We start from the raw sequence: 22,329 nt of genomic DNA on the forward strand, positions 1-22,329 counted from the left end.
AGGCCCTCGCCGACGGCGTCGACGCGTGCCCGCACTGCCGACTCGGAAGTCCGACACGCCGTGAGACTGCGGAAGGAACTGCAGGTCACGAGGGCGGTATCCGACACCAGCCGCGAGATCCTGCATGAATTGTGGGATCTCAAGTTCGGCTGCACAAATCCCACCGCCCGCTTCATATCGACTGCACTCTCCGTGCTTCTCGACGAACTCGCCCACCGCGCACGGCACATCGAACTGGCTGGCGAGCCCGGCCGCAGCACCTCCCACCTTGTCTGGGGTTAGCCTCCCTGCCCGTCTCGCTCTCGGCACGCGCGGATCATGGGTGAGCTAACCTGCGCGCATGCGCGGACAGTTCACCGGCTGGCCGGAGCAGGCCATGGACGTGTTGTGGCAGCTCCAGGGCGAACCGACCCACGCGACCCGCGAGCGCTACCGCGCGGACCGCGAACGCCTGGTCCGGCAGCCGATGATCGCCCTGCTCAACGAGGTCGCGGACACCGACCCCCGGTACGAGGACTTCTCCGTCTGGCACTACCGCACCGATTCCTGGTGGTGGCAGCACCAGGGCGCGGTGATCCGGCTCGGCCGCAAGATCGAGATCGGTCTCCGGTTCTCCCTGGACGGCCTGCGGATCCAGGGCGCCTGGTGGTACCCCGATCCCGGCCAGGTGGACATGTTCCGCAAAGCCGTGGCCTCCGAGGGGAGCGGCCGCGAACTGTCCGCCATCGTCGAGGACGTGCGGAAGAAGGGCTACGACATCTCCGGGGACGTGATGAAACGACCCCCGCGCGGCTATCCGACGGACCACTCCCGTACGAACCTGCTGCGCCACCGTTCGCTGATCGCCGCCCGTCCCCTCGGCTGCGAGCAATGGCTGCACACCCCCGAGGCGGTCGACCGGGTCCTCTCGGCCGCCGCCGACCTGGACGCCCTGCTGATGTGGCTCGTCCGCCACGTGAAGAGCGCCGCCTGACATCACGAGGGCGCCACGCGGCACGGGAGGAACCACACCCGTGCCGCCGGCCCCGCACTCTGACGGTGATGCGCACTTTCAGCGCCGACCGGTCGTCCATCGCCCGAAAACCGTCCGGCACCTCGGCCAGGGGGACGGCACCGTCGATGACGGGCCCCGGATCGAGGGCCCAGCCTCGGCGTATACAGCGAAGCGCGAGACCCTACATGAATGTAGGCCCGCATTTCGCATGTCCTTCTCTTATTGTCAGCGGCCTTTGTCCGGCCCATGGGACGGCACATTGGGCGCCGTCCTGGCGTAGGCGATGAGGGGAAACGCCATGCGCTGGCCCTGGGGGAGGAGTCAGTTTCCTGACCACGTCAGCACCGTGCTGCCCCAAGTACGCCCTGCGCCGAACGCAACAACCAGAACGCGGTCACCGTCGTGGAGACGGCCGTGTTCGATCGCGCGGCCAAGTCCGTAGGGGATACATGCAGCCCCCAGGTTCCCGGCCTGGTCTCCCACGAGCACCAGGCGGTCCGCGCCGATCCCGAGCTGTACGGCAGCGTGCCGCAGCAGCGCGGGGTGCTTGCTCGGCCAAGGTGCGCTCGGAGGCAGGCATGCGCCCCGCCCCGGCTGGGAGAACGACGTCGTCCGCTCCGGTCCCGTCCGAGCCCAGGGAAATCGCGCCGAAGCCGCCGGCCGTGACCGGCCCGAGGATCGTCGCGGCGGCCCCGTCCCCGAACAGCACCGCCGTCGCTCTGTCTGCAGGGTCCAGGAACCGTGAGTACACCTCGACGCCGACCACGGCTGCATACCCTTCGCCCGAGGAGGCGAGCCAGTCACGCGCCACTCGGGCCGCGAACAGCCATCCCGAGCACGCCGCCGTCACATCGAAACGCGACCGCGTTCCGCGCCCCCAGCAATGCTTGCACCCGGCACGCCGTCGGAGGGCCGAACTCGTCGGGAATCGACGTCGCCAGCACGAGCAGCCCCAGATCCTGCGCGCTCAGACCGGCTCGTTCAAGGGCCTGCAGTACCGCCTGGGCCGCCAGATCCGACGGCGCCTGATCAGGAGCCGCACGGTGACGTCGCAGCACTCCCGTGCGCTCCACGATCCACTCGGCCGACATGCGGCAACCGGCCGCGACCTCTTCGTTGGTGACGATCTGCTGAGGCAGATAGGCACCGGCGGACAAGACCCCGATAAGGGCCTGGAGTTCAGACACTGCCCCTCCTCCTTACACGCCGAGTCCTTCAAGGGGCCGCGTCATCGACACAAGCCGCACCGGCAGGTACCCGATCCCGCGCTGTCCCGTGGAACACCGCCGCTTCGGTGTGCCGGCCAGCCGTATACGCGGGAAACGCTCGAACAGCAGCCGAAGCGCGATCTGTGTCTGGTGCCGTGTGAGCGCGCTGCCGGGGCAGCAGTGAATTCCCGTCCCGAAATCGATCACGTCGCCCAGGTTCTTGCGCCGGACGTCGAAAGTGTCGGGCCGCTCGAACACCTCCGGATCGCGGTTCGCCGCCGCGACCAGCACCACGATGGGTATTCCCGTCGGCAACCGCCGTCCGGCCACCTCCGTATCCTTGAGCACCCGTCGCATCAGGTACTGCGCGGCCGTCTCGTATCGCAGCGACTCCGTCACCGCTGCTGATAAGCACCGTCGGGGCTGAAGGCGAGTTGCAGGGTCGCGCTGTCGCCAAGGTTGCGATCCCCGATCAGCCTGGTGGAGAGGTCGGCGATCACTCCGTCCTGGGACACCACGGTGTCTCCGTCCGGGCGCACGGCCAGCCTCTGCACACGCCATTCGAAACTGCTCATCCCCGCTGCCACCTGGCTCACGGCACTGTCGCCCCTGTCCACCGTCCGGACGCGCTCACGGCCACGCACGTCCCATAGGTCGACCGCGTTGCCGTCCCATGATCTGAACGTCAGCACAGAAGTACCGTCATGAGTGAGAGCAACGCTCTCCACTCCCCACAGGCCACGGCCGCCCGGCGGCTCAATGTCGGCGACTTCCCGACCGGCTCTGACGTCCCAGACGGTGATACTGGGAGGCCCCGGCACGCCGTCGCTGTCTTCAAGCCAGCTTCTGCCGTAGGCGAAGTACCTGCCATCGCCGCTGAACGCCATGAGATCGGCGCACATCCGCATGGGCACGTCCTCCAGCTCCCCACCAGCGCACGGCTCTCCCTCCGGTGCGGGGAGAACCGCACCGTCGCGCGTGTCCAGCAGCTGGACGCCCGTCTGGGCGCCCTTCTGCCGGAGAACGGCAAGCGTCGTGCCGTCCTGGCTCAGCTGTGCGTCGTCGGCCGGGTATCGCTCCCACCGCTTCGCCGCCTCGTCAAGGCTCAGCGACCGTACGACCGTCGCGGCCTCGTTGAGATAGCGAAGGGCATGCGAGTCGAGGTCGATCTCGAAGCCCGCCGCCTGTCCGGGCAAAGAGTGCCGGAGGATGGGGTTGTCCGGGTCCGACAGGCGCCACACCACGAGCCCTTGAAACCCACCCGAGGCGAGGAACTGGCCGTCCGCGCTGAACCGGAGTGTCCTCAGGTCCTCCTCCTCGATCCCGGGGAGCTCACGCCCGGAGCGGAAGTCCGTCCTGCGGACCCCGGTCTCGGTCAGGAGCGCCATGCTGCGGTTGTCAGGTGAAAAGGCGAAGGGGAGGGGATCGCCGGTACATGAGTGCCGTTTCAGCCGGGCCGGCCAGGGCTCAGCTGCCGTCCCTCGCCCGGTCGTGTCCCAGATCTCCAGGGGGCGCTCGTCCGAGCACAGCGCCAGCCACCGGCCGTCCGCGCTGACCGCCCTGTTCACTGCCTCATCGTCCCCCATCGGGACACTCAGCAGCATCCGCCGGGTGCGCAGGTCCCATACCTGTACGGAACGCGAGTTGTCTGTCTCCCGATCCCAGGGGTCGGTGTCCACGAGGAGGGTGTGCCCGCCGGGCCCGAACGCCGGGTCCGTGGGCCAGGCCATGGGGAGTTTGGCGGTGATGCGTCCGGAGCGGACGTCCCAGATCCGAATCCCTTGCTCCCCCACCGACGCGAGCGAGCGACCGTCCGGTGCGACCGCGTACATAGTGGTATTCAGCTCCGGCTCGCCGAACCCCGGGTAGTGAGTGCTGCGATGGGTCCGCAGATCCCACATCTTGATCCGGTCCGCAGCGATGGACATCAGGCTCCGGCCGTTGTCGACGAAGTGGAACTTGGGGCTTATGTCAGAGTTCTGTCCCCCGATATCCGCCCCAGGTATCGCGAATGCGTCCTCCTCTCGCTGCGTAACCGCCCCTACCAACGCCCCTCGAGTCTCCGCAGTCTCCGCCAGCCGCCACGCCGCCACACCCAGCCGCATCGACGTCACCGGATCGGAGAGCCTCATGCTCTCCGCCACCGCCGCGATCCGACGCGCCTCCGCCTCCGCATGCCGCCGGTCACTCGTCCGCCCCTGCTGCCAGGCGACGACCCCTGCAACGAGGGCCAGGGCGACCAGGAGGCTGAGGGCGCCGATCAGCCCGCGCCGACGCCGCCGCGCCCCGGTGCGGGCCTCGCGGCTCGCGGCCAGAAAGGAACGTTCCGGCGAAGTGAGGGCGGTCCCATGCTCAGGCGTGGCGAACAGTTCGTCAGCCGTGTCGAGGCGGGATCCCCGGTACAAGGCCCCCGCATCGCGCCCCAGGTCGTCCCACGCCTGGGCCGCCTCCGTCAGCCGCCGGTGGGCGCGCAGCCGCTCCCGGTCCTCCTCGATCCAGCCGCGCAGCCGGGGCCAGGCGGTGATCAGCGCCTCGTGGGCGAGGTCGACGGTGTCCTCGTCGAGGGTGATCAGACGGGCGCGGGCCAGCCGGTCCAGGACGAGGGCGACGTCGCTCTCATCCGCGAAGTCGAGTTCCGTACGGGCGACCGGGCGGCGGGTGTCCTGCGAGCCCTCGCCCGGCGTGATCAGCCGGAGGAGGATCAGCCGGGCCAGCTCCGCCTGTGGTGCCGACAGCCCGGCGTGCACGTCCTCCGCGGTCTGCGCGATCGACCCGTGCAGCCCGCCCGCCGCCTCGTACGCCGCCACCGTGAGCGCCCGCCCCCGCCGCCGGCGCCAGGTCTCGTGCAGCACATGCGACATGAGCGGCAACCCGCCCGGCTCGCCCTTCACCTCACCGACCACCCGGGCGGTCAGTTCCCGCTCGACGATCAGCCCGGCCGCCTGCGCGGGCCCGATCACTGCCTCGCGCAGCTCGGCCGCGCTCATCGGCCCGACCAGCAGCCCGGAGTCGGACAACGCGTCGGCCAGGGAGCGATGTTCGGCGAGGCGGCCCTAGAAGTCGGCGCGTACGGCGATCACGACCCGCAGTCGGCTGTCCGGCTCACGGGCGGCGAGCAGCCGTTCGACGAACCCGGCGCGCTCCGCCGGGTCGTGGCAGAGGGTGAAGACCTCCTCGAACTGGTCGATGACGACGACCGTGTCGCCGGAACCGGTCTCAGTCGGATTCAGCGCCTCCGCATGCGTACGCAACGGACGTTCGCCCGGCGTGAGAATCCGGATCGCGGCAATCGAGCCGCCACCACCCTCTCGCAACACAGGTATCAACCCGGCGCGCAACAGCGACGACTTGCCGCTCCCCGACGGCCCGAACACTGCCGTGAAGCGCCGCTCGGCGGTCAACCCCCGTAATCTCGCGATCAGTTCGCCCCGGCCGAAGAACCGGTCGTGGTCGTCGGGCTCGAACCGGGCCAGCCCCTGGTACGGAGAGCGGGCCTCGTCGTCCGTGCGCTCCCGTAACGCCGTCTCCTCGCTCGCCTCCGTCAAGCGCCGCTCCCACCCCTCCGGGTCGCCGCCGCAGGTCTCGATGTACGCCAGGGTGACGTCCAGGGACGGCAGTTGCTGTCCGGCGGCGGCCTGGGAGAGCGCGGTCACCGAGTAGTGGGCCCGGCGGGCCATCTCCCGGTAGGTGAGCCCGCCCGCCTCCTGCCGCAGCTTCCGCAGCTCGTACGCGAACCGCTGCACAGGCCCCGCGTTCGGATCCACCGGTGTTTCGCGACGTCCCACGCGTTGCTCCCCCTCGTTCCCGGCTCGTCCCTGGCTCTTCCGCGGCGCCACGACGGTCACCTGCTTTGTTCAGTGTGGCGGATGGGGACTGCTGAACAACCCTGACCAGCGCTGAACTCGCAGTCGGCGGCCCGCACTTGGGCCAACCGCGGCACAGAGCGAGGCCCTCGAACCGGGCCGCCGACAAGGGGAGGAACCGATGCCCGTACCGGATCGCACTGGGGCAGGAAGGAGCCGAACGCCGATATGGCCACTGGCAGTGATCAGCACAGCCGTGGCGCTCGCGGCCTGCGTTCCGTCGGCGGACCCAGACCTCGACCCGGACCCCGGGTATCGGGAACTGACGTACGCCGAGCAGGCCCTCGTCGAACGCGCCGAGGCCCTGCTCACCAAGCGATGCATGGAGAAGGAGGGATTCCGCTACTGGATCGGGCCGATCGCGAGCATCGCCGAGCGGCAGGGCGGCGGGTATGTGCTGTCCGACCTCGGCTGGGCGAGGAAGTACGGCTACGGCACCGGGCTCGAGGAGCAGGCCAACAAGAACCGGCTTGCCGATCCGAACAACGCGTATGCCGGAAAGCTCTCCAGGCCCGAACTCATCCGCTACAACACAGCACTTGACGGCTCACCGGGGAACGGGTGGGTGAGCGTCGACCTGCCGGGCGGCGGCACGGTGCAGACCACGGCCGGCGGCTGCCGGGCGCAGGCCCTGGACCGGCTGTACGGCGACTTCCGGGCCTGGTTCCACGCCGACCGGACCGCCGAGAACCTGAAGCCGCTCTACGCACCCGACATCGTCAAGGACACCCGTTTCAAGCGCGCGCTGACGGCCTGGGCCGCCTGCATGAACAAGGCGGGCCACCCCTACGCCGACCCGCCGCGACCTGGCTCGCCTCACCCAGGGGCTGAGCCGGGCCGACGCCCGGGCCACGGAGGTGGACCTCGCCGTCGCGGAGGCCACCTGCGCCACGGACACGCCGCTGCTGCGCACGGCACGCACCCTCGAACGCGAGTACCGCGCCGAGAAGTTGGGGCCGTACCGCGACGAGATCGCCGACCAACGGCGCATGAGCCTCACCGCGCTGGCCAACGCCCAGGACCTCTTGGGAGCCAAGGCCCGGACGGGTCCCGACAGCCACCACGAGAACCGCTGACAACCCAGCTGACCACCCACAAGAAGAGGAGCATCACATGAAGCGCAAGATTCCCGTCCTCCTGGCGACGCTCGCCCTCGCGGGCCTCGGAGCCGCCACCCCCGTGACGGCCGCGCAGGCGGCTCCGGACAAGTCGGTCGCGGCCGCCCCGTGCGATGACGACTACCAAAACGCCCGCCGCGGGTTCTTCTACGCCTACGAGCACGCCAACTGCCGCACCCTTCTCGGCCACACGGACATCAATGACTCCAACTGGGGCAACGGACAGGGCGCCTTCAACGGCAGGGACACCAACCGTGCGAGCTCCCTCCTGAACAAGGGCCGCCTCATGGAGGTCGCCGTCTACAACGCCACCGGCACCGACTGGGGCGGCGGCATGGCCTGCCTCGCCCGCTCCGAGAAGTACGCCAGCAACCTGAACAACAACACGTTCCACAATCAAGTCGCGATCAACGACGGCATCAGCTCCCACCGTTGGGTAACTGCCGGCCAGTGCAACGGCCACTGGGCGGACTGACCTGACCACGGCGTGGGGCGCGCGCCGATGCGCGCGCCCCACGCCGCCCATCCCGAAGACACGGGGGAGCACCTTCATGCAGAAGCAGAAGCAGAAGCAGCACCAGAATCGCCCCAGCCCCACCGCCCGCCACCTCCTCACCGGCGCCGCCATAGCCGTGGCCGGTACGGCGGTGGCCGTCACCGTAACCCTGCCCATGAACGCCTCAGGGGACGACGGCACCCCGATCCCGGCCCTGGCAGCCACCGCCCCGGCCACCCCATCGCCGTACGACTCACCGGAAACACCAGGCCAGAACGCACCCGCCGCCCCGCAGACCACCGGCGACGACCCATTGCGAGGGGAAGCCGCAGCTCCTCACCACCACCCTGGTCGACCCGGACGAGACAGGCGCCGATCGGCGAGCCGACATCCTCATCTACGACTACCGAGACGACCGCCTGGTCAAGAAGACCGTGAACCTCTCCACCGGCCGCGTGGAGCTGACCCGGTCCACCACCGGCGCCCAGCCGCCGCCCGCCGGGCCGGAGTCGCGCGAGGCGCTGCGGGTGCTGCTCGCGGACCCCCTCGGACAGGGCGTACGGCAGGACTACGAAAGCGCTACCGGCCGGCCGCTGACCGGCGACCGCCAGCTGCGGGTGCAGGGCATGACGTACGACACCCCGCCGACCGGCGTCGCCGAACTCGCCGACTGCGACGGCACGCACCGCTGCGTGCGGCTCTTCACCAGCGTCAGGAACGGGCCCTGGATCGACACCCTGAAGTTCGTCATCGACCTCAGCGACCGCACGGTGCACCGGCTCTCCTGAGACCGGCACGATCGTGCACGTATCAGACAAGGAGCCCCGCTCATGCGGTCCTTGACCCGGCGACTGGCCCTCACCGGAGCCTGCGCCCTGCTCGTCCTGCCCGCGACCACCCTCACGGCCGTGACGACCGCCGACGCCGAGCCGCAGGCGGCCCCGGCGGCACAGGCGGCCTGCAGCCCCTCCTCCGCCCTCGCCAAGAAGCTGCCGAACGGCACCACCTGGCGCAGGCCGTAAAGACCGTCCAAGGGCGTCCAGCCGATCCAGGACAGGAGCGTAAGGCCAGGTCAGGGACTCACAGTCTGGGGGAGTCCGCCCAGTTGGTGAGAGCTGTGTGAGAGATGTACTCCGGCTCTCCGCTTTCGAGCACGCGGAGCAGAGAGGCGGTGACGACACGTGTGCTACGGCCGACGCGTAGCACGCGGCACGGGACTCCCCGCGACGAACCAGGTCGTAGCCCTTCGCCCGCGAGAACCCCAGCGCCCTGGAAGCGTCCTCCACGCTTCCCGTCCCGTCCCAGGTGGCGCGAATGCGCGTGGTTTGAAACTGCCGAAAACTTGTGGCTCTAATGCCTGTGGCGGGTCAGCGGACCACGGTGTTGGGCCGGAAATTGGACAAGACAGCCGATGACGTAAGTAGGGTCACCCCGCATCGCGCGCTGAGGTCGATGTCGATGCACAGGCAAACCCGACGCAGGTCGACGTCTTTCCCGGGTTCACGCGGGTTGTGATAGAGGTCGGCCCCAGGGCACGGGCGACCTGCGCGGCTCATGGGATCTTGAGCGCGCGCTGCACATGTTCCCCGGGAGCTACGCGGCGGTGGGAAGCGCTGACGACGCGCGGCGAGCTGAATTGACGGCCGTCTCGGTGCCTTTCGACGTGTGGGCAGGTGGTGGCGGTGGACTATCAATGATCCGCGGGATCGCCGGTTTGGCTAACCGGCGATCCCGCGCTACGTTGCCCCGCTTCTAAGCGGCCTGCGCTTATTGAGCTGGAACCGTTGGGTTGCCTATGTGATCGTGTAACCGACGTGTCGGGCGTGGAAGTAGCTTCCGGAGCGGCTCTTTCCGTGCCAGGCAAGGGCTGCCAGTTCGATGACGGCCAGGACCACGGCCACGCCCCTGCCGGTGAGTTCCGCGTTCATGTTCACCGGGCGACCATCCTCCCGGGCCCATGCGCGGTGTCGTGAGTGCCCGTACTCAGATGTCCGCAGTTGTCCGCCAACTGCAGGCTGGCGGGCGTCGACCCTTGATCGGCACCGGCGCGGAACAGCCAGGCTGGGACGAGGTCAGCCGACTCCATGACCAGGAGTTTTCGTCGCCCGCCAGCGCATATGTGTCAATCGTCATAAATAGGATATCTGAATTGCTAAATTTTGCAATTGGTTACATGCTGATGTGGCTGTGCCTGTCACCGGTAGCCGCAGGCACAGCACATACGTGTCTGACGTCTGCCGTGTCTGCCCTGCGGGGAGCGGGGTCTTCGTTGGGGAAATCGAGGGGTCGTGTCGGTTCCGCTGTATCAGGCCAAAGCTGAGTTCTTCCGGATGCTGGGGCATCCCGTGCGGATACGCGTGCTGGAGCTGCTGCAGGAGGGGCCGCGGCCGGTACGGCAACTGCTCGCGGAGATCGAGGTGGAGCCCTCCAGCCTGTCGCAGCAGCTGGCGGTGCTGCGCCGGTCGGGGATCGTCGCCTCGACACGGGAGGGCTCGACGGTCGTCTACCAGCTAGCCGGCGGGGACGTCGCGGAGCTGATGGGGGCCGCACGCCGGATCCTGACCGAGATGCTCAGGGGACAGCATGAGCTGCTGGCCGAGCTACGGGAAGACGAGGTCACCGCGTGATGACCTCGTCAACCAGCCGGGCCCGGGCCCGGCTTGCCGCGCTGCTGCCCGGCCGGAGGGATCTGGCGGAGATGCGGCGCGATCCGCGCCGGGACCTGCTCGCCGGACTGACGGTCGCGATCGTGGCGCTGCCGCTCGCGCTGGGCTTCGGGGTCTCCTCCGGGCTCGGGGCGGAGGCGGGGTTGGCGACCGCCGTGGTCGCGGGCGCGCTGGCAGCGGTGTTCGGCGGTTCGAATCTGCAGGTGTCCGGGCCGACGGGCGCGATGACGGTGGTCCTGGTGCCGATCGTCGGCCAGTACGGGCCCACTGGGGTGCTCACCGTCGGGCTGACGGCGGGCCTCATGCTGGTGGTGCTGGCCGCGCTGCGGGCCGGCAAGTACATGCAGTATGTGCCGGCTCCGGTGGTGGAGGGGTTCACCCTGGGCATCGCCTGTGTGATCGGGTTGCAGCAGATTCCGAACGCGCTCGGAGTGTCCAAGCCGGAGGGCGACCGGGTGCTCGTGGTCACTTGGCGCGCTGTGGAGGAGTTCGCGAAGTCTCCGAACTGGACCGCGGTGGGCTTTGCGGTGGCGGTGGCGGCGGTCATGCTGGCCGGCGCGCGGTGGCGGCCGGCGATCCCGTTCTCCATTCTGGCGGTCATCGCGGCGACGATCGTGGCCCAGGCGGCCGGTCTGGATGCGGCGAGGCCGATCGGTGACCTGCCCGCCGGGCTGCCCGCTCCTTCTCTGTCCTTCCTCGACCTCGGGTCCCTTGGGTCCCTGCTGGCCCCAGCCGTGGCGGTCGCGGCGCTGGCCGCCCTGGAGTCGCTGCTGTCGGCGTCGGTCGCCGACGGCATGACGGTCGGCCAGAAGCATGACCCCGACCGCGAGTTGTTCGGCCAAGGGTTGGCCAACATTGCCGCGCCGCTGTTCGGCGGCGTGCCGGCGACAGGCGCGATCGCCCGGACCGCGGTCAACGTCCGTACGGGTGCAGGCTCCCGGCTCGCGGCTCTGACCCACGCCGCGATCCTCGCCTTGATCGTCTTCGCGGCGGCGCCCCTGGTCTCGAAGATCCCGCTGGCCGCCCTCGCCGGCGTGTTGCTGGCCACCGCGATCCGCATGGTCGAGGTCGGCTCGCTCAGGGCGATGGCGAAGGCCACCCGCTCGGACGCGGTGATCCTCGTCCTCACGGCGGGCGCCACTCTGGCCCTTGATCTGGTCTACGCCGTCATCATCGGCCTGATCGTCGCGGGTGCCCTCGCCCTGCGCGCTGTGGCCAAGCAGGCCCGCTTCGACCAGGTGCCGCTCGACCGCGGCGACCACAGCGCCGAGGAACACGCGCTGCTGGCCGAGCACATTGTCGCCTACCGCATCGACGGGCCGCTGTTCTTCGCCGCCGCGCACCGATTCCTGCTGGAGCTGACGGAGGTTGTTGATGTTTGGGTGGTGATCCTGCGCATGTCGCGGGTGTCGACCATGGATGCCACCGGTGCGCTTGTCCTCAAGGACGTGGTGGAGAAGCTTAGCCGTCGGGGCATCGTCGTGCTGGCCTCCGGGATCCGGCCGGGGCAGCGCCAGGTCCTCGACTCGGTGGGTGCGTTGGATCTGCTGGGCCGGGAGGGCCGCGAGTACGCCACCACGCCCGAGGCGATCCGTGGCGCCCGCGACTACCTGGAGAGCGCCGGAGTCATGTCCTCTGTCCCTGCCCCGCGGACCACAACGCCCAGTGAGGAAGCCCTGCAATGAGCATGTCCCCCACCATCGCGCGCATGGTCGAGGTCTCCGGCGCGGAGGCCCTGTGGCTGCTTGAGGGCAGCAGCCTGGGGCGGCTCGTGTACACGCAGCGGGAGTTGACCGTCGTACGCCCCGCCCGGCACGTCTTCGAGTACGGCCGCCTGGTGGTCCGCACCCCGGTGCCGGCATCGGCGGTCCCGGCGACGGCGACCTACCACGTGGACGAGATCCGTGCCGTGGCCGGGACCGGTTGGACCGTCACCGTCTGCGGCCCCGCCGAAGTGATAACCGACCCGAATGAGGGCGCCCACTACCGGCGCACCCTTGCTGGTTGGACGCACGGTCCGCACGACACGCTCCTGCGGATCCACCCCAAGCCAGTGACCGGCTTCCGCCTCGCCCGCCCGGAGGCGTGATGTCCACCCGACTGGAAGCCCTGCCCTACCGGCACGTGGTCACCCTGCCCTGCGAGCCGTCCGCCGTCCGCCTTTCTCGTGAGACCGCCGAAGCGGCGTGGGTCGAGTGGGGAATCGGGCTGCGCCACTCCACGGTGGACCCGGCGCTGCTGATCCTGGGCGAGCTCGTCACCAACAGTGTCCGGCACGCCGCCGTCCTCTCCCCACAGGTGACGGTGATCTACGCGGCGGGCCGGGACTCCCTGGCCTTCGCTGTCCACGACCGCCACCCCTACCAGCCCCAGCTGTACGGCGCGGTCACCGGTAACGGAGCCGGTGGTCTGGCCACCGTCATGGAGCTGACCCTCGGCCTGGGCGGCACCGCGGTCGTCCGCAGGGATGCCGACGGCAAGGGCAAGAGCATCTGGATCACCCTGCCCCTCTGACACCTCTCCGACCCCGAACGGGCCACCCGCACAAGGAAGTTCACGACCATGACCATCGACTGGCGCTACACCGTCGAGGAGAACCTCGGCATCCTGTCCGTCGCCGGATACCTGGGCCCGGACGCCGTCCACCGTTTTACCGGCGCGGTCGGCTGGGCAGTGGCCCGCGGCGCCGGCCCGGTCATTCTCGACCTGACCGAGCTGCGCGGCTGGTCGGCCGACGGACAGCTGGCGATCACCGAGGCGGCGCATCGTCTCGCCGAGGCCGGCCGTGGCCTGGAGCTGGCCGCCATTCCCGCCGACGGTTCCCTCGTTCCCGCCGGGGACTGCCCGCCCATCCCTGTGCATGCTGACCTGGCCGCCGCGCGCGCTGCGCACAGCACAGAGCACGGGGCGCAGACAGAGGGGCGTCATGAGTGGCGCACCACCGGGTGGCCGACCGGAGACCAGACAGGCCAATGACCTTGCCGGATTATCCCGGGGCGAAGGCGCCGTCGCCGTCCCGAACCGGCATGGTGCAGGTGTCCTCTTCGGTGGCGATGGCCACGTCCTCGACAAATCCCGTCGCGGTCAGCCGGCGGCCGGAGGCGCTCACGGCGACCGCGTGGGCGAGGTCGGCCGTGCCTTCGTAGGTGGCCTTGGCGGCTGCGGCCTCCGCCGAGAGCGGGCCGGCGCCCTGGGCGTGCAGGTCGGAGATGAGGGCTCCCGCGCCGAGCAGGTCCTCCAGGGCGGGGCGCAGGCTGCCGTCCGGCCACTGCTCACCCGCGGCGATCACGGCAACGGGACGTTCGGGCGTGCCGTAGCCGTGGGCGGTGAGCCAGCCGCCGACCGCGCTGATGTTGCGTAGGCAGGCGGCGACCACCCGCACGCTCGGCCGTGCGGCGGCCGCGATGGACGCGCCGTTCGGCGACGGCAGCACCAGGCGGGCGACGAAGGGCGCGGCGCGCAGTTGAGCAGGGGAGAGGGACCAGGGAGTGGCGGGCGTGACGGCGTGGCGTGGGGCGGCCAGGCGCGCGCCCGACTGGCGGGCGAAGACCTCGGCGGCCTTCTCGGCGGCAGCCTGCTCGACGGCGCTTGCCGGTTCGTCCGGCAGCCAGAACGGCAGCACCCGTATGCCCTGTTGCACGGCGACGCTCACCGCCGTGGTGAAGGACAGCACGTCCACGACGACCAGACAGGCGGCCTGCGCTGCCAGGCGGCGCGCTCCGGGCCCCACTCGAAGCGGACCCCGCTGCCGGACTGGACCCCCCAGTCACCCACTTCAGACCTCCGGCCTCGTGCCGTGGGCGGGTCAGCCGCGGTCCGCGCCTGCGCTCCGCGGCACGGACCGGCCGCCGAAGGACAGCTTGAACATGCGGGCCTGGCCGCAGCGCGGGCAGTTGCCGTCCGGCCCGACAGCGGTGGGGCGGCACTTGAGGCGGCAGGCGGGGCACTTGTACCAGGTGACGCCCAGGCCCCGCAGTGGGGTGATTCTCACGGAAGCCTCCCTCACGGACGTATGGAGTTGCTAATGTTAGCAATTACTGAGGTCGTCATCGCTGGATTCCAGCGGCCGGTCTCTCGGTGCGGGTTCAGGCTGACTGGTGCCGCAGGCGAGGATGGGCCGCATGTTGCTGACGAGTGGGTGGATGCGATGCAGAGTGGTCCGGCCGGCGGGGCCGTGCTGCCCGGCCGGGGAGGTGGCGCCACGATGAGCACGCCGCTGTACCAGCTCAAGGCCGAGTTCTTCAAGACGCTCGGCCATCCGGCGCGCATCCGGGTGCTGGAGTTGCTGAGCGAGCGCGAGCATGCGGTCGCCGAGATGCTGCCCGAGGTGGGCATCGAGCCCGCGCACCTGTCCCAGCAGCTCGCGGTGCTGCGCCGGGCGAACCTGGTGGTGACCCGCAAGGAGGGCTCGGCCGTCTACTACTCACTGACCAGCCCGCACATCGCCGAACTGCTCTGGGTCGCCCGCACCATCCTCTCCGGAGTCCTGGCCGGGCAGGCCGAACTCCTCGCCGACCTGCAGGCCGCGCAAGGGGAAGCGAAACCGCCGTCGAGCGACGGCCCCTGATCGGCGGCCGCCTCCCGACCGAAGAGTTTGACAGCGCTCTGCGGTGCCGGGAGGCGGCCGCCTTCACCCCCGGCAGATCCGGTCCGACTCGATCGGATCATCCCCGAACAAAGCATCGTCAAAGTTGGCAAAGCGCAAGGAAAGTGTCGTAACTCCAGCCGCAGCACACCTCGTTGGTCATCTGCGGACACGTTCTCGCCGTGTCAGGGAGGGTTCATGGGCCTGTTGCGCAAAATCCGCGAGACCGGGCGGGTGGCCGAGCCCGCCCCGCCGCGCCCGGAGGACGAGGTGCCCGGGAGGGCACGGGAGTTCGGCGGATCGGTGCAGGTGCGCTGTGTGGACGCGGGGTCCTGCAACGGCTGCGAGATCGAGATCGCCGCCGCCTTCAGTCCGGTGTACGACGCCGAGCGGTACGGAGCGCGGCTGGTGGCCTCGCCCCGGCACGCGGACGTGGCACTGGTGACCGGGCCGGTGACGCGGAACATGGCGGAGCCGCTGCGGCGCACGGTTGCCGCGATGGGTGAGCCGCGGCTGGTGGTGGCGGTGGGGGACTGCGCGGTCAACTGCGGGGAGTTTGTGGGTGGTTACGGCGTCGAGGGCGCCGTCGCTGATGTCGTGCCGGTGGATCTGGCCGTACCTGGCTGCCCGCCGGAGCCGGGCGAGATCGTGGCGGCCCTGCGGCGGGTGACCGGCAGATGAGCGTGGTGCCGGCCGCTCTCGCGACGGCCACCGGGATGGGCGGGGTGGGCGCGCTGGCCGGGCTGCTGCTGCCGTACCGGCCGCGCACTGCGGTCGTTGGGGTCCTGACGGCGGGGGTGGGGGTGAGTGGTGGTGCGGCGGGTGTGGCTGCACTGGGAGGCAGCCGCTGGAGAGCAACGTTCCCCGGGGTGCTGCCGCTGGCCGGGACACATCTGGCGGTGGATGCGTTGGCGGGCCTGTTCCTGGCGGTGGCGGGGGTCGTCGTGGCGGCGGTCGCGGTGTACGGGATCGGTTATGCCGCCGGCCACGGGGCGCACGGGCTCGGCTCGCGCGGGGCGCAGGCGGTGCTGCCGCTGTTCGCGCTCACGCTGATCTTGGTCCCGGTGGCCGCCTCGGTGTCGACGTTCCTGGTGCTGTGGGAGTTGATGGCGCTTGCCTCGTTGTTGCTGGTGCTGGCCGAGCACCGGGAGCGGGCTTCGGTGCGGCAGGCGGGTGTGTGGTACGCGGTGATGACCCATCTGGGGCTCGTGCTGCTGCTGACCGGGCTGGCGGTGTTCGCCGGGCTGGCGGGCGGCGAGTCCTTCGCCGCGCTGCGGGCGGGCGCGGACGGCATGTCGCCGACCGTACGCGGGCTGGTCTTCGTGCTGGTCGCGGCCGGCTTCACGTCGAAGGCGGGCGCCGTGCCGCTGCACGCCTGGCTGCCGCGCGCGCATCCCGAGGCGCCCAGCCCGGTCTCGGCGCTGATGAGCGCCGCCATGGTCAACCTCGGCATCTACGGCCTGGTGCGGGTCGGCTTGGACCTGCTCGGCGGGGGACCGGCCTGGTGGTGGCTGGCGGTGCTCGCGCTGGGCGGGCTGTCGGCGGTGTACGGGATCCTGCAGGCGGCGATGGCCTCGGACCTGAAGCGGCTGCTGGCGTACTCGACGAGCGAGAACATGGGGCTCGTACTCATCGGGGTCGGCGCGGCCGGCCTGTTCGCCGCGTACGGCGACGAGCCGCTGGCCGCGCTGGCCCTGGCGGCCGCGCTGCTGCACGTGGTCAATCACGCCGCGTTCAAGGCCCTGCTGTTCTGCGCGGCCGGTTCGATGCTGCGGGCGACGGGGGAGCGCAACCTGGACCTGCTCGGCGGACTGCGCTCGAAGATGCCGGTCACGGCCGGGCTGTTCGCGCTGGCCGCGCTCGGCGCGGTCGCGCTGCCGCCGGGCAACGGCTTCATCAGCGAGTGGCTGCTGCTGCAGTCCCTCATCCACGGACTGCGGGTGCCGGGCGTCGCGGTGGCGGTCGTCCTGCCGCTGTCGGTGGCGCTGATCGCGCTGTCGGCGGGACTCGCGGCGGCCGTGTTCGTCAAGGCGCTCGGCGTCGGGTTCTTCGCCCGGCCGCGCAGCCCGCGGGCGGACGCTGCCAAGGAGGCGCCGCCTCTGATGCTGGCCGGGATGGGGTTGCTCGGCGCCGCGTGCGTCGCCCTGGCGCTGGTGCCGGGGCTGCTGGGCGACGGGCTCGACCGGGCCGTCAGTGCGGTCGGACTGCCGGGCAGCGGGACCGTGTCGGGCGGCGGGGTGCGGGTGCGGCTCGCCGACATCTCCGCCTCGCTGTCGCCGCTGTGGATCGTGGCCGCCCTGACCGCCGCCGCCATGCTCGCCGTCGGCCTGCCCCGCTTGTACGCGCGCCGGCGGCGACGCGTGAACACGCGGCTGTGGGACTGCGGCGGCGGGACACCCACGCCGCGCATGGCCTATACAGCGACCTCGTTCGCCGAGCCGCTGCAGCGGGTCTTCGACGATGTCCTCGCTCCCGAGCAGGACGTGAACGTCACCCCGGTGCGCGAGTCGGCGTACCTGGTGGAGCGGGTGCGCTTCCAGCGCAGGGTGCCCGACCGGATCGAACACCGGCTCTACGAGCCGGTGCTGCGGGCTTTGGCCGGCACCGGGCAGGCGGCCCGGCGGCTGGCGGGCGGCAGCGTGCACCTTTACCTCGGCTACGGCTTCGTCGGCCTGGTCGTTCTTCTGGTGGTGTTGGCGGTGGGCTGGTGAGTGCGGTCGGATACGTTGCGGTGGCCGGTCAGGTCGTCGCGGTCGGCGCCGGAGCGCCGCTGCTGACCGGCTGGATGCGGCAGATCAGGGCCCGCCTGGAAGGCCGGGCCGGGGCGGGAGTGCTGCAGCCCTGGCGGGACGCGCGCAAGTTGCTGCGCAAAGAGCCGATCACGCCGGTCGGTACCGGTCCCGCGTTCCGGGCCGCTCCCGCGCTGCTGGTCGCCACCACCATGGTGGCCGCCGCGCTCGTGCCGCTACTGTCGACCGACACCCCGGTCAGCGGTCACGCGGACCTGATCCTCGTGGTGGCGCTGATCGCGCTGGGCACTCTGGTGCTGGCCCTAGCAGGGCTGGACACAGGCACCGCGTTCGGCGGAATGGGCGCCTCCCGGGAGATGACCGTCGCCGCGTTGGTCGAACCGACCATCCTGCTGTCGGTGTTCGCCCTGTCGATACCGGCCGGAACCACCAACATCCCCGCCATCGTCTCCGGCGCCGTCCACGAACCCGCCCGGCTCACCTCCCCGGCCGGCCTGCTGGCCACGGCCGCACTCGCGGTGGCGGTGCTCGCGGAGACCGGGCGGATTCCGGTGGACAATCCCTCCACGCACCTCGAGCTGACCATGATCCATGAGGCGATGGTGCTGGAGTACGCGGGCCCCGACCTGGCGCTGGTCGAACTCGGCGCTCAGATGCGGCTCACCCTGCTGCTGGGGCTGCTGTCCTCGCTGTTCGTGCCCTGGGGCATCGCCACCAGCGCCTCCTGGACAGCTCTGCTGCTGGCGCTGGTGCTGTTCGCGGTGAAGGTCGTGCTGCTGGGCGCGGTGCTGGCGACGGCCGAGGTGTTCTGGGCGAAGGTGCGGCTGTTCCGGGTGCCCGAACTGCTTGCCGGGTCCTTCCTGCTGGCGCTGCTCGCGGTGACCGCCTCGTACTTCCTGAGCGGAGAGTCATGAGCGAGGCCCTCTACACACAACTCCTCGACCTGGCCTGCGGCGCCTTCCTGCTGGCGGCCGTGGTCGTGCTGTGGCGCCGCGAACTCGCCGCGATCGTACGGGTTTTCGCGCTTCAGGGCCTGGCCCTCGCGGCGATCGCCCTGTTGCTCGGCATCCACGAGGAACGCTGGGACGTCATCGTCGTGGCGGTTGGCATCGGACTGCTGCGGGCGGGGCTGCTGCCCTACTTGATCCGGCGGGCACTGGCCGCGCTGGCCGCCGATCCTGCGCACAGCGAGGAGGTGCGCGAGACGCAGCCGCTGGTGAACGTCGCCGCCTCGCTGCTGACCGCGGCCGTGCTCACGCTCCTCGCCTATGTGGCGGCCAGTCCGCTGGTGGAGCTGGACCCGACCCCGGCCACCCGGGCCCTGCCGGTGGGCCTGGCCGTCGTATTGATCGGGTTCTTCGTGCTGGTGACCCGGCGCCGGGCCCTGGCCCAGGTGGTCGGCTTCCTGCTGCTCGACAACGGCATCACGGCCACCGCCTTCCTTGCCACCTCCGGAGTGCCGCTGATCGTCGAACTCGGGGTCTCCTTCGACGTGTTGCTGGCCGTGCTGGTGCTGCAGATCCTCACCACCCGGATGCGGGAAGCCTTCGGCACCACCGACATCGACGACCTGCGGGAGCTGCACGACTGATGAACGCCGCCTCCTCCGCAGTGCTACTCACCGCACCCGCGGCCGTGCCGCTGGCCGTTTCCGGGTCATACGCTCTGAACGGACTTCGCACCCGTAAGCTCGTCCCCGCCACATTGCCCGCTGTCCATGGTGCGGGCTACGTCCTCGTGGCGGAGTCACCCGAACCCGAAGCACCCCCGAGGCGCCGGCCCGCGGCCTGGGCCGGACTCCTCTCGCCCGCCGTGATCCTGCTGTGCGGGAGTCTGCTCGCGGTGGCCGTCGTCGAGGACGGCCCGACGGCGGCGTACTCCGGACTTCTGCGGACCGACGCGCTGACTGCCTGGATGCTGCTGGTCATCGGCGCGGTCGCGCTCGTCGCCTGCGCCTCGACCCCCGCGTACCTGGCGGGCGAATGGACCACGGGCCGCCCGGCAGCGCAGTACCACGCTCTCGTCCACGCCTTCCTCGCCGCCATGAGCCTGGCCGTGCTCACCGCCAACCTCGGCGTGCTGTGGGTCGCCATCGAGGCGACCACCATCGTCACCGCTTTCCTCGTCGGCCACCGCCACACCCGCACGTCCGTCGAGGCGGCCTGGAAGTACGTGGTGATCTGTTCCGCCGGGATCGCGCTCGCTTTCCTCGGCACCGTCCTGATCTACTACGCCGCCCGACAGGCCGGCATCGCCGAGGCATGGGCGCTGGACTGGCCCACCCTGCTCGCCCGCGCCGACCGCCTTGACCCTGCGGTCACCCGGCTCGGCATCACCCTCGTCATCCTCGGCTTCGGCGCCAAGGCCGGCCTGATCCCGCTGCACGCCTGGCTGCCCGACGCCCACAGCCAGGCCCCGGCTCCCGTGTCCGCGCTGATGTCCGGGGTGCTGCTTTCGGTCGCGTTCGCCGCGATCCTGCGCTACCGAATCATTGCCGACGCCGCCCTCGGGCCCGGCTTCACCCAGGTCCTGCTCGCGGGCATTGCCCTGCTCACCCTCGCCCTGGCCGCCGGGATGCTGCTGGCCCAGCGCGACTACAAGCGAATGCTGGCCTACTCCAGCATGGAGCACATGAGTCTGATCGCCCTCGCCGCGGCGATCGGCAGCCCGCTCGCCCTGTCCGCCGCTCTGCTTCACATCGCCGGACACGGCCTGGCCAAGTCCGTCGCCTTCTGCGCCTCCGGGCACATCCTCCGCCTCACCGGCACGACGCGCATCGGCCGCGTCCGCGGCTTACTCGCCCGGGTTCCCTGGCTTGGGGCCCTGTTCGGGCTGGGTGTGGTGGCGCTGCTCGGCTTCCCGCCGTTCAGCCTCTTCGCCTCCGAACTCGGCATCGCCCGCGCGGGGTTCGCGGCCGGAGGGGGACTGGCCTGGGCCACGGCCGCCGCCTTCACAGTGGTCCTGGTCGCCTTCGCTGCGCTCTCCCTCCGTACGGCGCGGATGCTGCTCGGCCCCGGGGAACCGGTCGACGAACACCCGTCCGCACTGTGGCCGCTCGCCCTCGGCCTGCTGGGCTGCGCGGCCCTGGGCATCGGACTCGGACCGCTCACCGACCTGCTGACCATCGCCGCGGACACCATCGGGAGGCCGTGAGCCATGCGCACCGTCCACGACATCCACACCGCGGAACTGGCCAAGAGAACGGAGGAACTGCTGCGGAGCGGGCACCGCCTCGCCCTGGTCGCCGCTCACCACGACCCCGACACCGTCCGTGTCGTGTACCTCTTCGTCTCTGGGCCACCCGACACACGGGTGGAGCTGCACGTGCGCCTCGACGCGGGCCGCCCCGAGGTGCCGACGCTTGCCCATCTTTCCTTCCCCGCCGGCCGGTTCGAGCGCGAGATGCGCGACCTGCACGGCGTGGTCCCGCTCGACCACCCCCTGCCGCGCCGCCTCGTCCGCCATTTCCACTGGCCGCGTGGCTGGTATCCGATGCGCCCCGACGCCGGGCCCCCACCGGCCTTCGGCGAGCAGGAGGGGCCGTACCCCTTCCTGGAGGTCGAGGGCGACGGCGTCTACGAGATCCCCGTCGGCCCGGTGCACGCCGGGCTGATCGAGCCCGGCCACTTCCGGTTCTCCGTCGTCGGCGAGACCATCCTGAAGCTCAAGGCCCGCCTGTGGTTCGTGCACAAGGGCATCGAGAAGCTGTTCCAGGGTCGCTCGATCGCGGCCGGGCTGCCGCTGGCCGAGCGCATCAGCGGGGACACAGCCGTCGGTCACGCCCTCGCGTACTGCCTGGCCGTCGAGGAGGCCACCGGCACCGAGGTCCCGGCCGAGGCCCAGCGCGTCCGGGCGCTGCTGCTGGAGCTGGAGCGGATCCACAACCACGTCGCCGACCTCGGCATGCTCTGCAACGACGTCGGCCACGGCATCCTCAACGCCCACGCCCAGCGCGTCCGCGAACAACTCCTGCGCCTCAACCGGGAGATCACCGGCCACCGGCTGCTCCGCGGCGGCGTCGTCCCCGGCGGCGCCGCACTCCACGCCGCACCCGACCTGAGACGCCTGAAGGCGATCGGCGAGGACATTCACGAGATCATCGACCTCGCACTCGGCCACTCCACGGTCCGCGACCGCTTCACCGGCACCGCGATCCTCCACACCGCTGCCGCCCGGGAGATCGGCTGCCTCGGCTACGTCGCCCGCGCCAGCGGACTCGCGGACGACGCCCGCGTCGCGCACCCGTGCGCCGAGTACGGCACCCAGCTCGACGTCCCCGTCCACGATGGCGGCGACGTCCTGGCCCGCTTCCTCATCCGCGCCGAGGAGATCGACACCTCCCTCGCCCTGATCGGCGGGCTCGCCGAGGGACTCACCGCACCCGCTGCCGTACTGGCGGCTCCGCCCGCGCCGGGAGCAGGCCCCGGCACCGGCGTCGGCCTGGTGGAGGGCTGGCGCGGCACTACCGCCACCCGGGTCGAACTCGCCCCCGACGGCACCCTGGCCCGGGTCAAGCCGGTCGACCCGTCGTTCTTCAACTGGCCCGCCCTGCCCGTGGCACTGGCGGACACGATCGTCCCGGACTTCCCGCTGACCAACAAGAGCTTCAACCTGTCCTACGCGGGCAACGACCTGTAACCACGCGCCGC

The 22,329-nt window shown here is 70.7% G+C and carries 23 protein-coding genes and 2 pseudogenes; 17 read left to right on the forward strand and 8 right to left on the reverse strand.

Annotated elements, in window-relative coordinates:
* Window positions 1–340 precede the first annotated feature (340 nt).
* Window positions 341–973, forward strand: coding sequence for a DUF2461 family protein (locus PBV52_RS48160; protein ID WP_274248323.1), 633 nt, complete (start codon window positions 341–343; stop codon window positions 971–973).
* 342 nt (window positions 974–1,315) lie between these two features.
* On the opposite strand, the gene PBV52_RS51520 is transcribed toward PBV52_RS48160, so the two are convergent.
* From PBV52_RS51520 to PBV52_RS48175, 5 genes and pseudogenes are all read right to left on the reverse strand, one after another.
* A complete protein-coding gene (locus tag PBV52_RS51520) occupies window positions 1,316–1,483 on the reverse strand; it encodes a 3-oxoacyl-[acyl-carrier-protein] synthase III C-terminal domain-containing protein (protein WP_306801481.1) in 168 nt (55 codons plus the stop codon).
* A 193-nt stretch (window positions 1,484–1,676) separates the two neighbouring features.
* Window positions 1,677–1,844 (reverse strand): annotated as a pseudogene (locus tag PBV52_RS51525) (3-oxoacyl-ACP synthase); the annotation flags it as partial.
* Window positions 1,795–2,181, reverse strand: a complete 387-nt coding sequence (locus PBV52_RS51530) for a hypothetical protein (protein WP_306801482.1) — start codon at window positions 2,179–2,181, stop codon at window positions 1,795–1,797. The gene PBV52_RS51530 and the pseudogene PBV52_RS51525, both read right to left, overlap by 50 nt.
* Before the next feature lie 12 nt (window positions 2,182–2,193).
* On the reverse strand, window positions 2,194–2,601 hold the full coding sequence (locus PBV52_RS48170) for a cytochrome P450 (RefSeq protein ID WP_274248326.1): 408 nt from the start codon (window positions 2,599–2,601) through the stop codon (window positions 2,194–2,196).
* A pseudogene (locus PBV52_RS48175) lies at window positions 2,598–6,047 on the reverse strand (DNA-binding protein). The gene PBV52_RS48170 and the pseudogene PBV52_RS48175 overlap by 4 nt, the downstream one beginning before the upstream one ends.
* A 199-nt stretch (window positions 6,048–6,246) precedes the next feature.
* Between PBV52_RS48175 and PBV52_RS48185 the strand changes: the two are divergent.
* From PBV52_RS48185 to PBV52_RS48200, 4 genes are all read left to right on the forward strand, one after another.
* Window positions 6,247–7,182 (forward strand): hypothetical protein, encoded by a 936-nt coding sequence (locus PBV52_RS48185; protein WP_274248333.1) that lies wholly within the window; start codon window positions 6,247–6,249, stop codon window positions 7,180–7,182.
* A complete protein-coding gene (locus tag PBV52_RS48190; protein WP_274248335.1) occupies window positions 7,179–7,658 on the forward strand; it encodes a hypothetical protein in 480 nt (159 codons plus the stop codon). The genes PBV52_RS48185 and PBV52_RS48190 overlap by 4 nt, the downstream gene beginning before the upstream one ends.
* Before the next feature lie 455 nt (window positions 7,659–8,113).
* Window positions 8,114–8,467, forward strand: coding sequence for a hypothetical protein (locus PBV52_RS48195; RefSeq protein WP_274248337.1), 354 nt, complete (start codon window positions 8,114–8,116; stop codon window positions 8,465–8,467).
* A 42-nt stretch (window positions 8,468–8,509) separates the two neighbouring features.
* Window positions 8,510–8,701 (forward strand): hypothetical protein, encoded by a 192-nt coding sequence (locus PBV52_RS48200; protein ID WP_274248339.1) that lies wholly within the window; start codon window positions 8,510–8,512, stop codon window positions 8,699–8,701.
* A gap of 771 nt (window positions 8,702–9,472) precedes the next feature.
* Here PBV52_RS48200 and PBV52_RS48205 read toward each other — a convergent pair.
* Window positions 9,473–9,613 carry a hypothetical protein gene (locus PBV52_RS48205; RefSeq protein ID WP_274248340.1) on the reverse strand — a complete coding sequence of 47 codons (141 nt, stop codon included), beginning with the start codon at window positions 9,611–9,613 and terminating at the stop codon, window positions 9,473–9,475.
* 354 nt (window positions 9,614–9,967) lie between these two features.
* Here PBV52_RS48205 and PBV52_RS48210 point away from each other — a divergent pair, with 354 nt between their 5' ends.
* Genes PBV52_RS48210 through PBV52_RS48230 form a run of 5 tightly spaced genes read left to right on the forward strand, consistent with a single transcriptional unit; the run spans window position 9,968 to window position 13,321 of the window.
* Window positions 9,968–10,306: a helix-turn-helix transcriptional regulator gene (locus PBV52_RS48210; RefSeq protein WP_274248341.1), complete on the forward strand. Its 339-nt coding sequence runs from the start codon at window positions 9,968–9,970 to the stop codon at window positions 10,304–10,306.
* Window positions 10,306–12,030 carry a SulP family inorganic anion transporter gene (locus tag PBV52_RS48215; protein WP_274248343.1) on the forward strand — a complete coding sequence of 575 codons (1,725 nt, stop codon included), beginning with the start codon at window positions 10,306–10,308 and terminating at the stop codon, window positions 12,028–12,030. Before PBV52_RS48210 ends, PBV52_RS48215 begins: the two co-directional genes overlap by 1 nt.
* Complete coding sequence (locus PBV52_RS48220) at window positions 12,027–12,434, forward strand: pyridoxamine 5'-phosphate oxidase family protein (RefSeq protein WP_274248345.1); 408 nt, start codon at window positions 12,027–12,029, stop codon at window positions 12,432–12,434. Before PBV52_RS48215 ends, PBV52_RS48220 begins: the two co-directional genes overlap by 4 nt.
* Entirely contained in the window at window positions 12,434–12,859 is a 426-nt protein-coding gene (locus tag PBV52_RS48225) for an ATP-binding protein (protein WP_274248346.1), read from the forward strand. The genes PBV52_RS48220 and PBV52_RS48225 overlap by 1 nt, the downstream gene beginning before the upstream one ends.
* A gap of 48 nt (window positions 12,860–12,907) precedes the next feature.
* Window positions 12,908–13,321, forward strand: a complete 414-nt coding sequence (locus tag PBV52_RS48230) for an anti-sigma factor antagonist (RefSeq protein WP_274248348.1) — start codon at window positions 12,908–12,910, stop codon at window positions 13,319–13,321.
* Window positions 13,322–13,331: 10 nt separating this feature from the next.
* Here the strand turns inward: PBV52_RS48230 and PBV52_RS48235 are convergent, their stop codons facing one another.
* Complete coding sequence (locus PBV52_RS48235) at window positions 13,332–14,075, reverse strand: 2-phosphosulfolactate phosphatase (RefSeq protein ID WP_274248349.1); 744 nt, start codon at window positions 14,073–14,075, stop codon at window positions 13,332–13,334.
* 75 nt (window positions 14,076–14,150) lie between these two features.
* Window positions 14,151–14,336: a hypothetical protein gene (locus PBV52_RS48240; protein WP_274248351.1), complete on the reverse strand. Its 186-nt coding sequence runs from the start codon at window positions 14,334–14,336 to the stop codon at window positions 14,151–14,153.
* A gap of 213 nt (window positions 14,337–14,549) precedes the next feature.
* Here PBV52_RS48240 and PBV52_RS48245 point away from each other — a divergent pair, with 213 nt between their 5' ends.
* From PBV52_RS48245 to PBV52_RS48275, 7 genes are all read left to right on the forward strand, one after another.
* Window positions 14,550–14,912 (forward strand): metalloregulator ArsR/SmtB family transcription factor, encoded by a 363-nt coding sequence (locus tag PBV52_RS48245; protein ID WP_274248353.1) that lies wholly within the window; start codon window positions 14,550–14,552, stop codon window positions 14,910–14,912.
* A gap of 216 nt (window positions 14,913–15,128) precedes the next feature.
* The gene (locus PBV52_RS48250; protein ID WP_274248355.1) at window positions 15,129–15,611 is read left to right on the forward strand and encodes an NADH-quinone oxidoreductase subunit B family protein; all 483 of its coding nucleotides are present in this window, start codon (window positions 15,129–15,131) and stop codon (window positions 15,609–15,611) included.
* Window positions 15,608–17,641, forward strand: coding sequence for a proton-conducting transporter membrane subunit (locus tag PBV52_RS48255; RefSeq protein WP_274248357.1), 2,034 nt, complete (start codon window positions 15,608–15,610; stop codon window positions 17,639–17,641). Before PBV52_RS48250 ends, PBV52_RS48255 begins: the two co-directional genes overlap by 4 nt.
* Window positions 17,638–18,594: a respiratory chain complex I subunit 1 family protein gene (locus PBV52_RS48260; protein WP_274248359.1), complete on the forward strand. Its 957-nt coding sequence runs from the start codon at window positions 17,638–17,640 to the stop codon at window positions 18,592–18,594. Before PBV52_RS48255 ends, PBV52_RS48260 begins: the two co-directional genes overlap by 4 nt.
* Complete coding sequence (locus tag PBV52_RS48265; RefSeq protein ID WP_274248361.1) at window positions 18,591–19,271, forward strand: hypothetical protein; 681 nt, start codon at window positions 18,591–18,593, stop codon at window positions 19,269–19,271. Before PBV52_RS48260 ends, PBV52_RS48265 begins: the two co-directional genes overlap by 4 nt.
* Before the next feature lie 146 nt (window positions 19,272–19,417).
* The gene (locus PBV52_RS48270) at window positions 19,418–20,833 is read left to right on the forward strand and encodes a proton-conducting transporter membrane subunit (protein WP_274248363.1); all 1,416 of its coding nucleotides are present in this window, start codon (window positions 19,418–19,420) and stop codon (window positions 20,831–20,833) included.
* A gap of 3 nt (window positions 20,834–20,836) precedes the next feature.
* A complete protein-coding gene (locus PBV52_RS48275; protein ID WP_274248366.1) occupies window positions 20,837–22,318 on the forward strand; it encodes an NADH-quinone oxidoreductase subunit C in 1,482 nt (493 codons plus the stop codon).
* The last annotated feature ends 11 nt before the right edge of the window (window positions 22,319–22,329 follow it).

This window comes from Streptomyces sp. T12, from assembly GCF_028736035.1.
GTDB lineage: Bacteria > Actinomycetota > Actinomycetes > Streptomycetales > Streptomycetaceae > Streptomyces.

Excerpts from the sequence above, each read along its gene's own strand:
- PBV52_RS48160 (WP_274248323.1), top strand. The coding sequence starts at position 341 with ATGCGCGGACAGTTCACCGGCTGGCCGGAGCAGGCCATGGACGTGTTG.
- PBV52_RS48190 (WP_274248335.1), top strand. The coding sequence starts at position 7,179 with ATGAAGCGCAAGATTCCCGTCCTCCTGGCGACGCTCGCCCTCGCGGGC.
- PBV52_RS48200 (WP_274248339.1), top strand. The coding sequence starts at position 8,510 with ATGCGGTCCTTGACCCGGCGACTGGCCCTCACCGGAGCCTGCGCCCTG.
- PBV52_RS48215 (WP_274248343.1), top strand. The coding sequence starts at position 10,306 with ATGACCTCGTCAACCAGCCGGGCCCGGGCCCGGCTTGCCGCGCTGCTG.
- PBV52_RS48220 (WP_274248345.1), top strand. The coding sequence starts at position 12,027 with ATGAGCATGTCCCCCACCATCGCGCGCATGGTCGAGGTCTCCGGCGCG.
- PBV52_RS48225 (WP_274248346.1), top strand. The coding sequence starts at position 12,434 with ATGTCCACCCGACTGGAAGCCCTGCCCTACCGGCACGTGGTCACCCTG.
- PBV52_RS48230 (WP_274248348.1), top strand. The coding sequence starts at position 12,908 with ATGACCATCGACTGGCGCTACACCGTCGAGGAGAACCTCGGCATCCTG.
- PBV52_RS48245 (WP_274248353.1), top strand. The coding sequence starts at position 14,550 with ATGAGCACGCCGCTGTACCAGCTCAAGGCCGAGTTCTTCAAGACGCTC.
- PBV52_RS48250 (WP_274248355.1), top strand. The coding sequence starts at position 15,129 with ATGGGCCTGTTGCGCAAAATCCGCGAGACCGGGCGGGTGGCCGAGCCC.
- PBV52_RS48255 (WP_274248357.1), top strand. The coding sequence starts at position 15,608 with ATGAGCGTGGTGCCGGCCGCTCTCGCGACGGCCACCGGGATGGGCGGG.
- PBV52_RS48265 (WP_274248361.1), top strand. The coding sequence starts at position 18,591 with ATGAGCGAGGCCCTCTACACACAACTCCTCGACCTGGCCTGCGGCGCC.
- PBV52_RS48275 (WP_274248366.1), top strand. The coding sequence starts at position 20,837 with ATGCGCACCGTCCACGACATCCACACCGCGGAACTGGCCAAGAGAACG.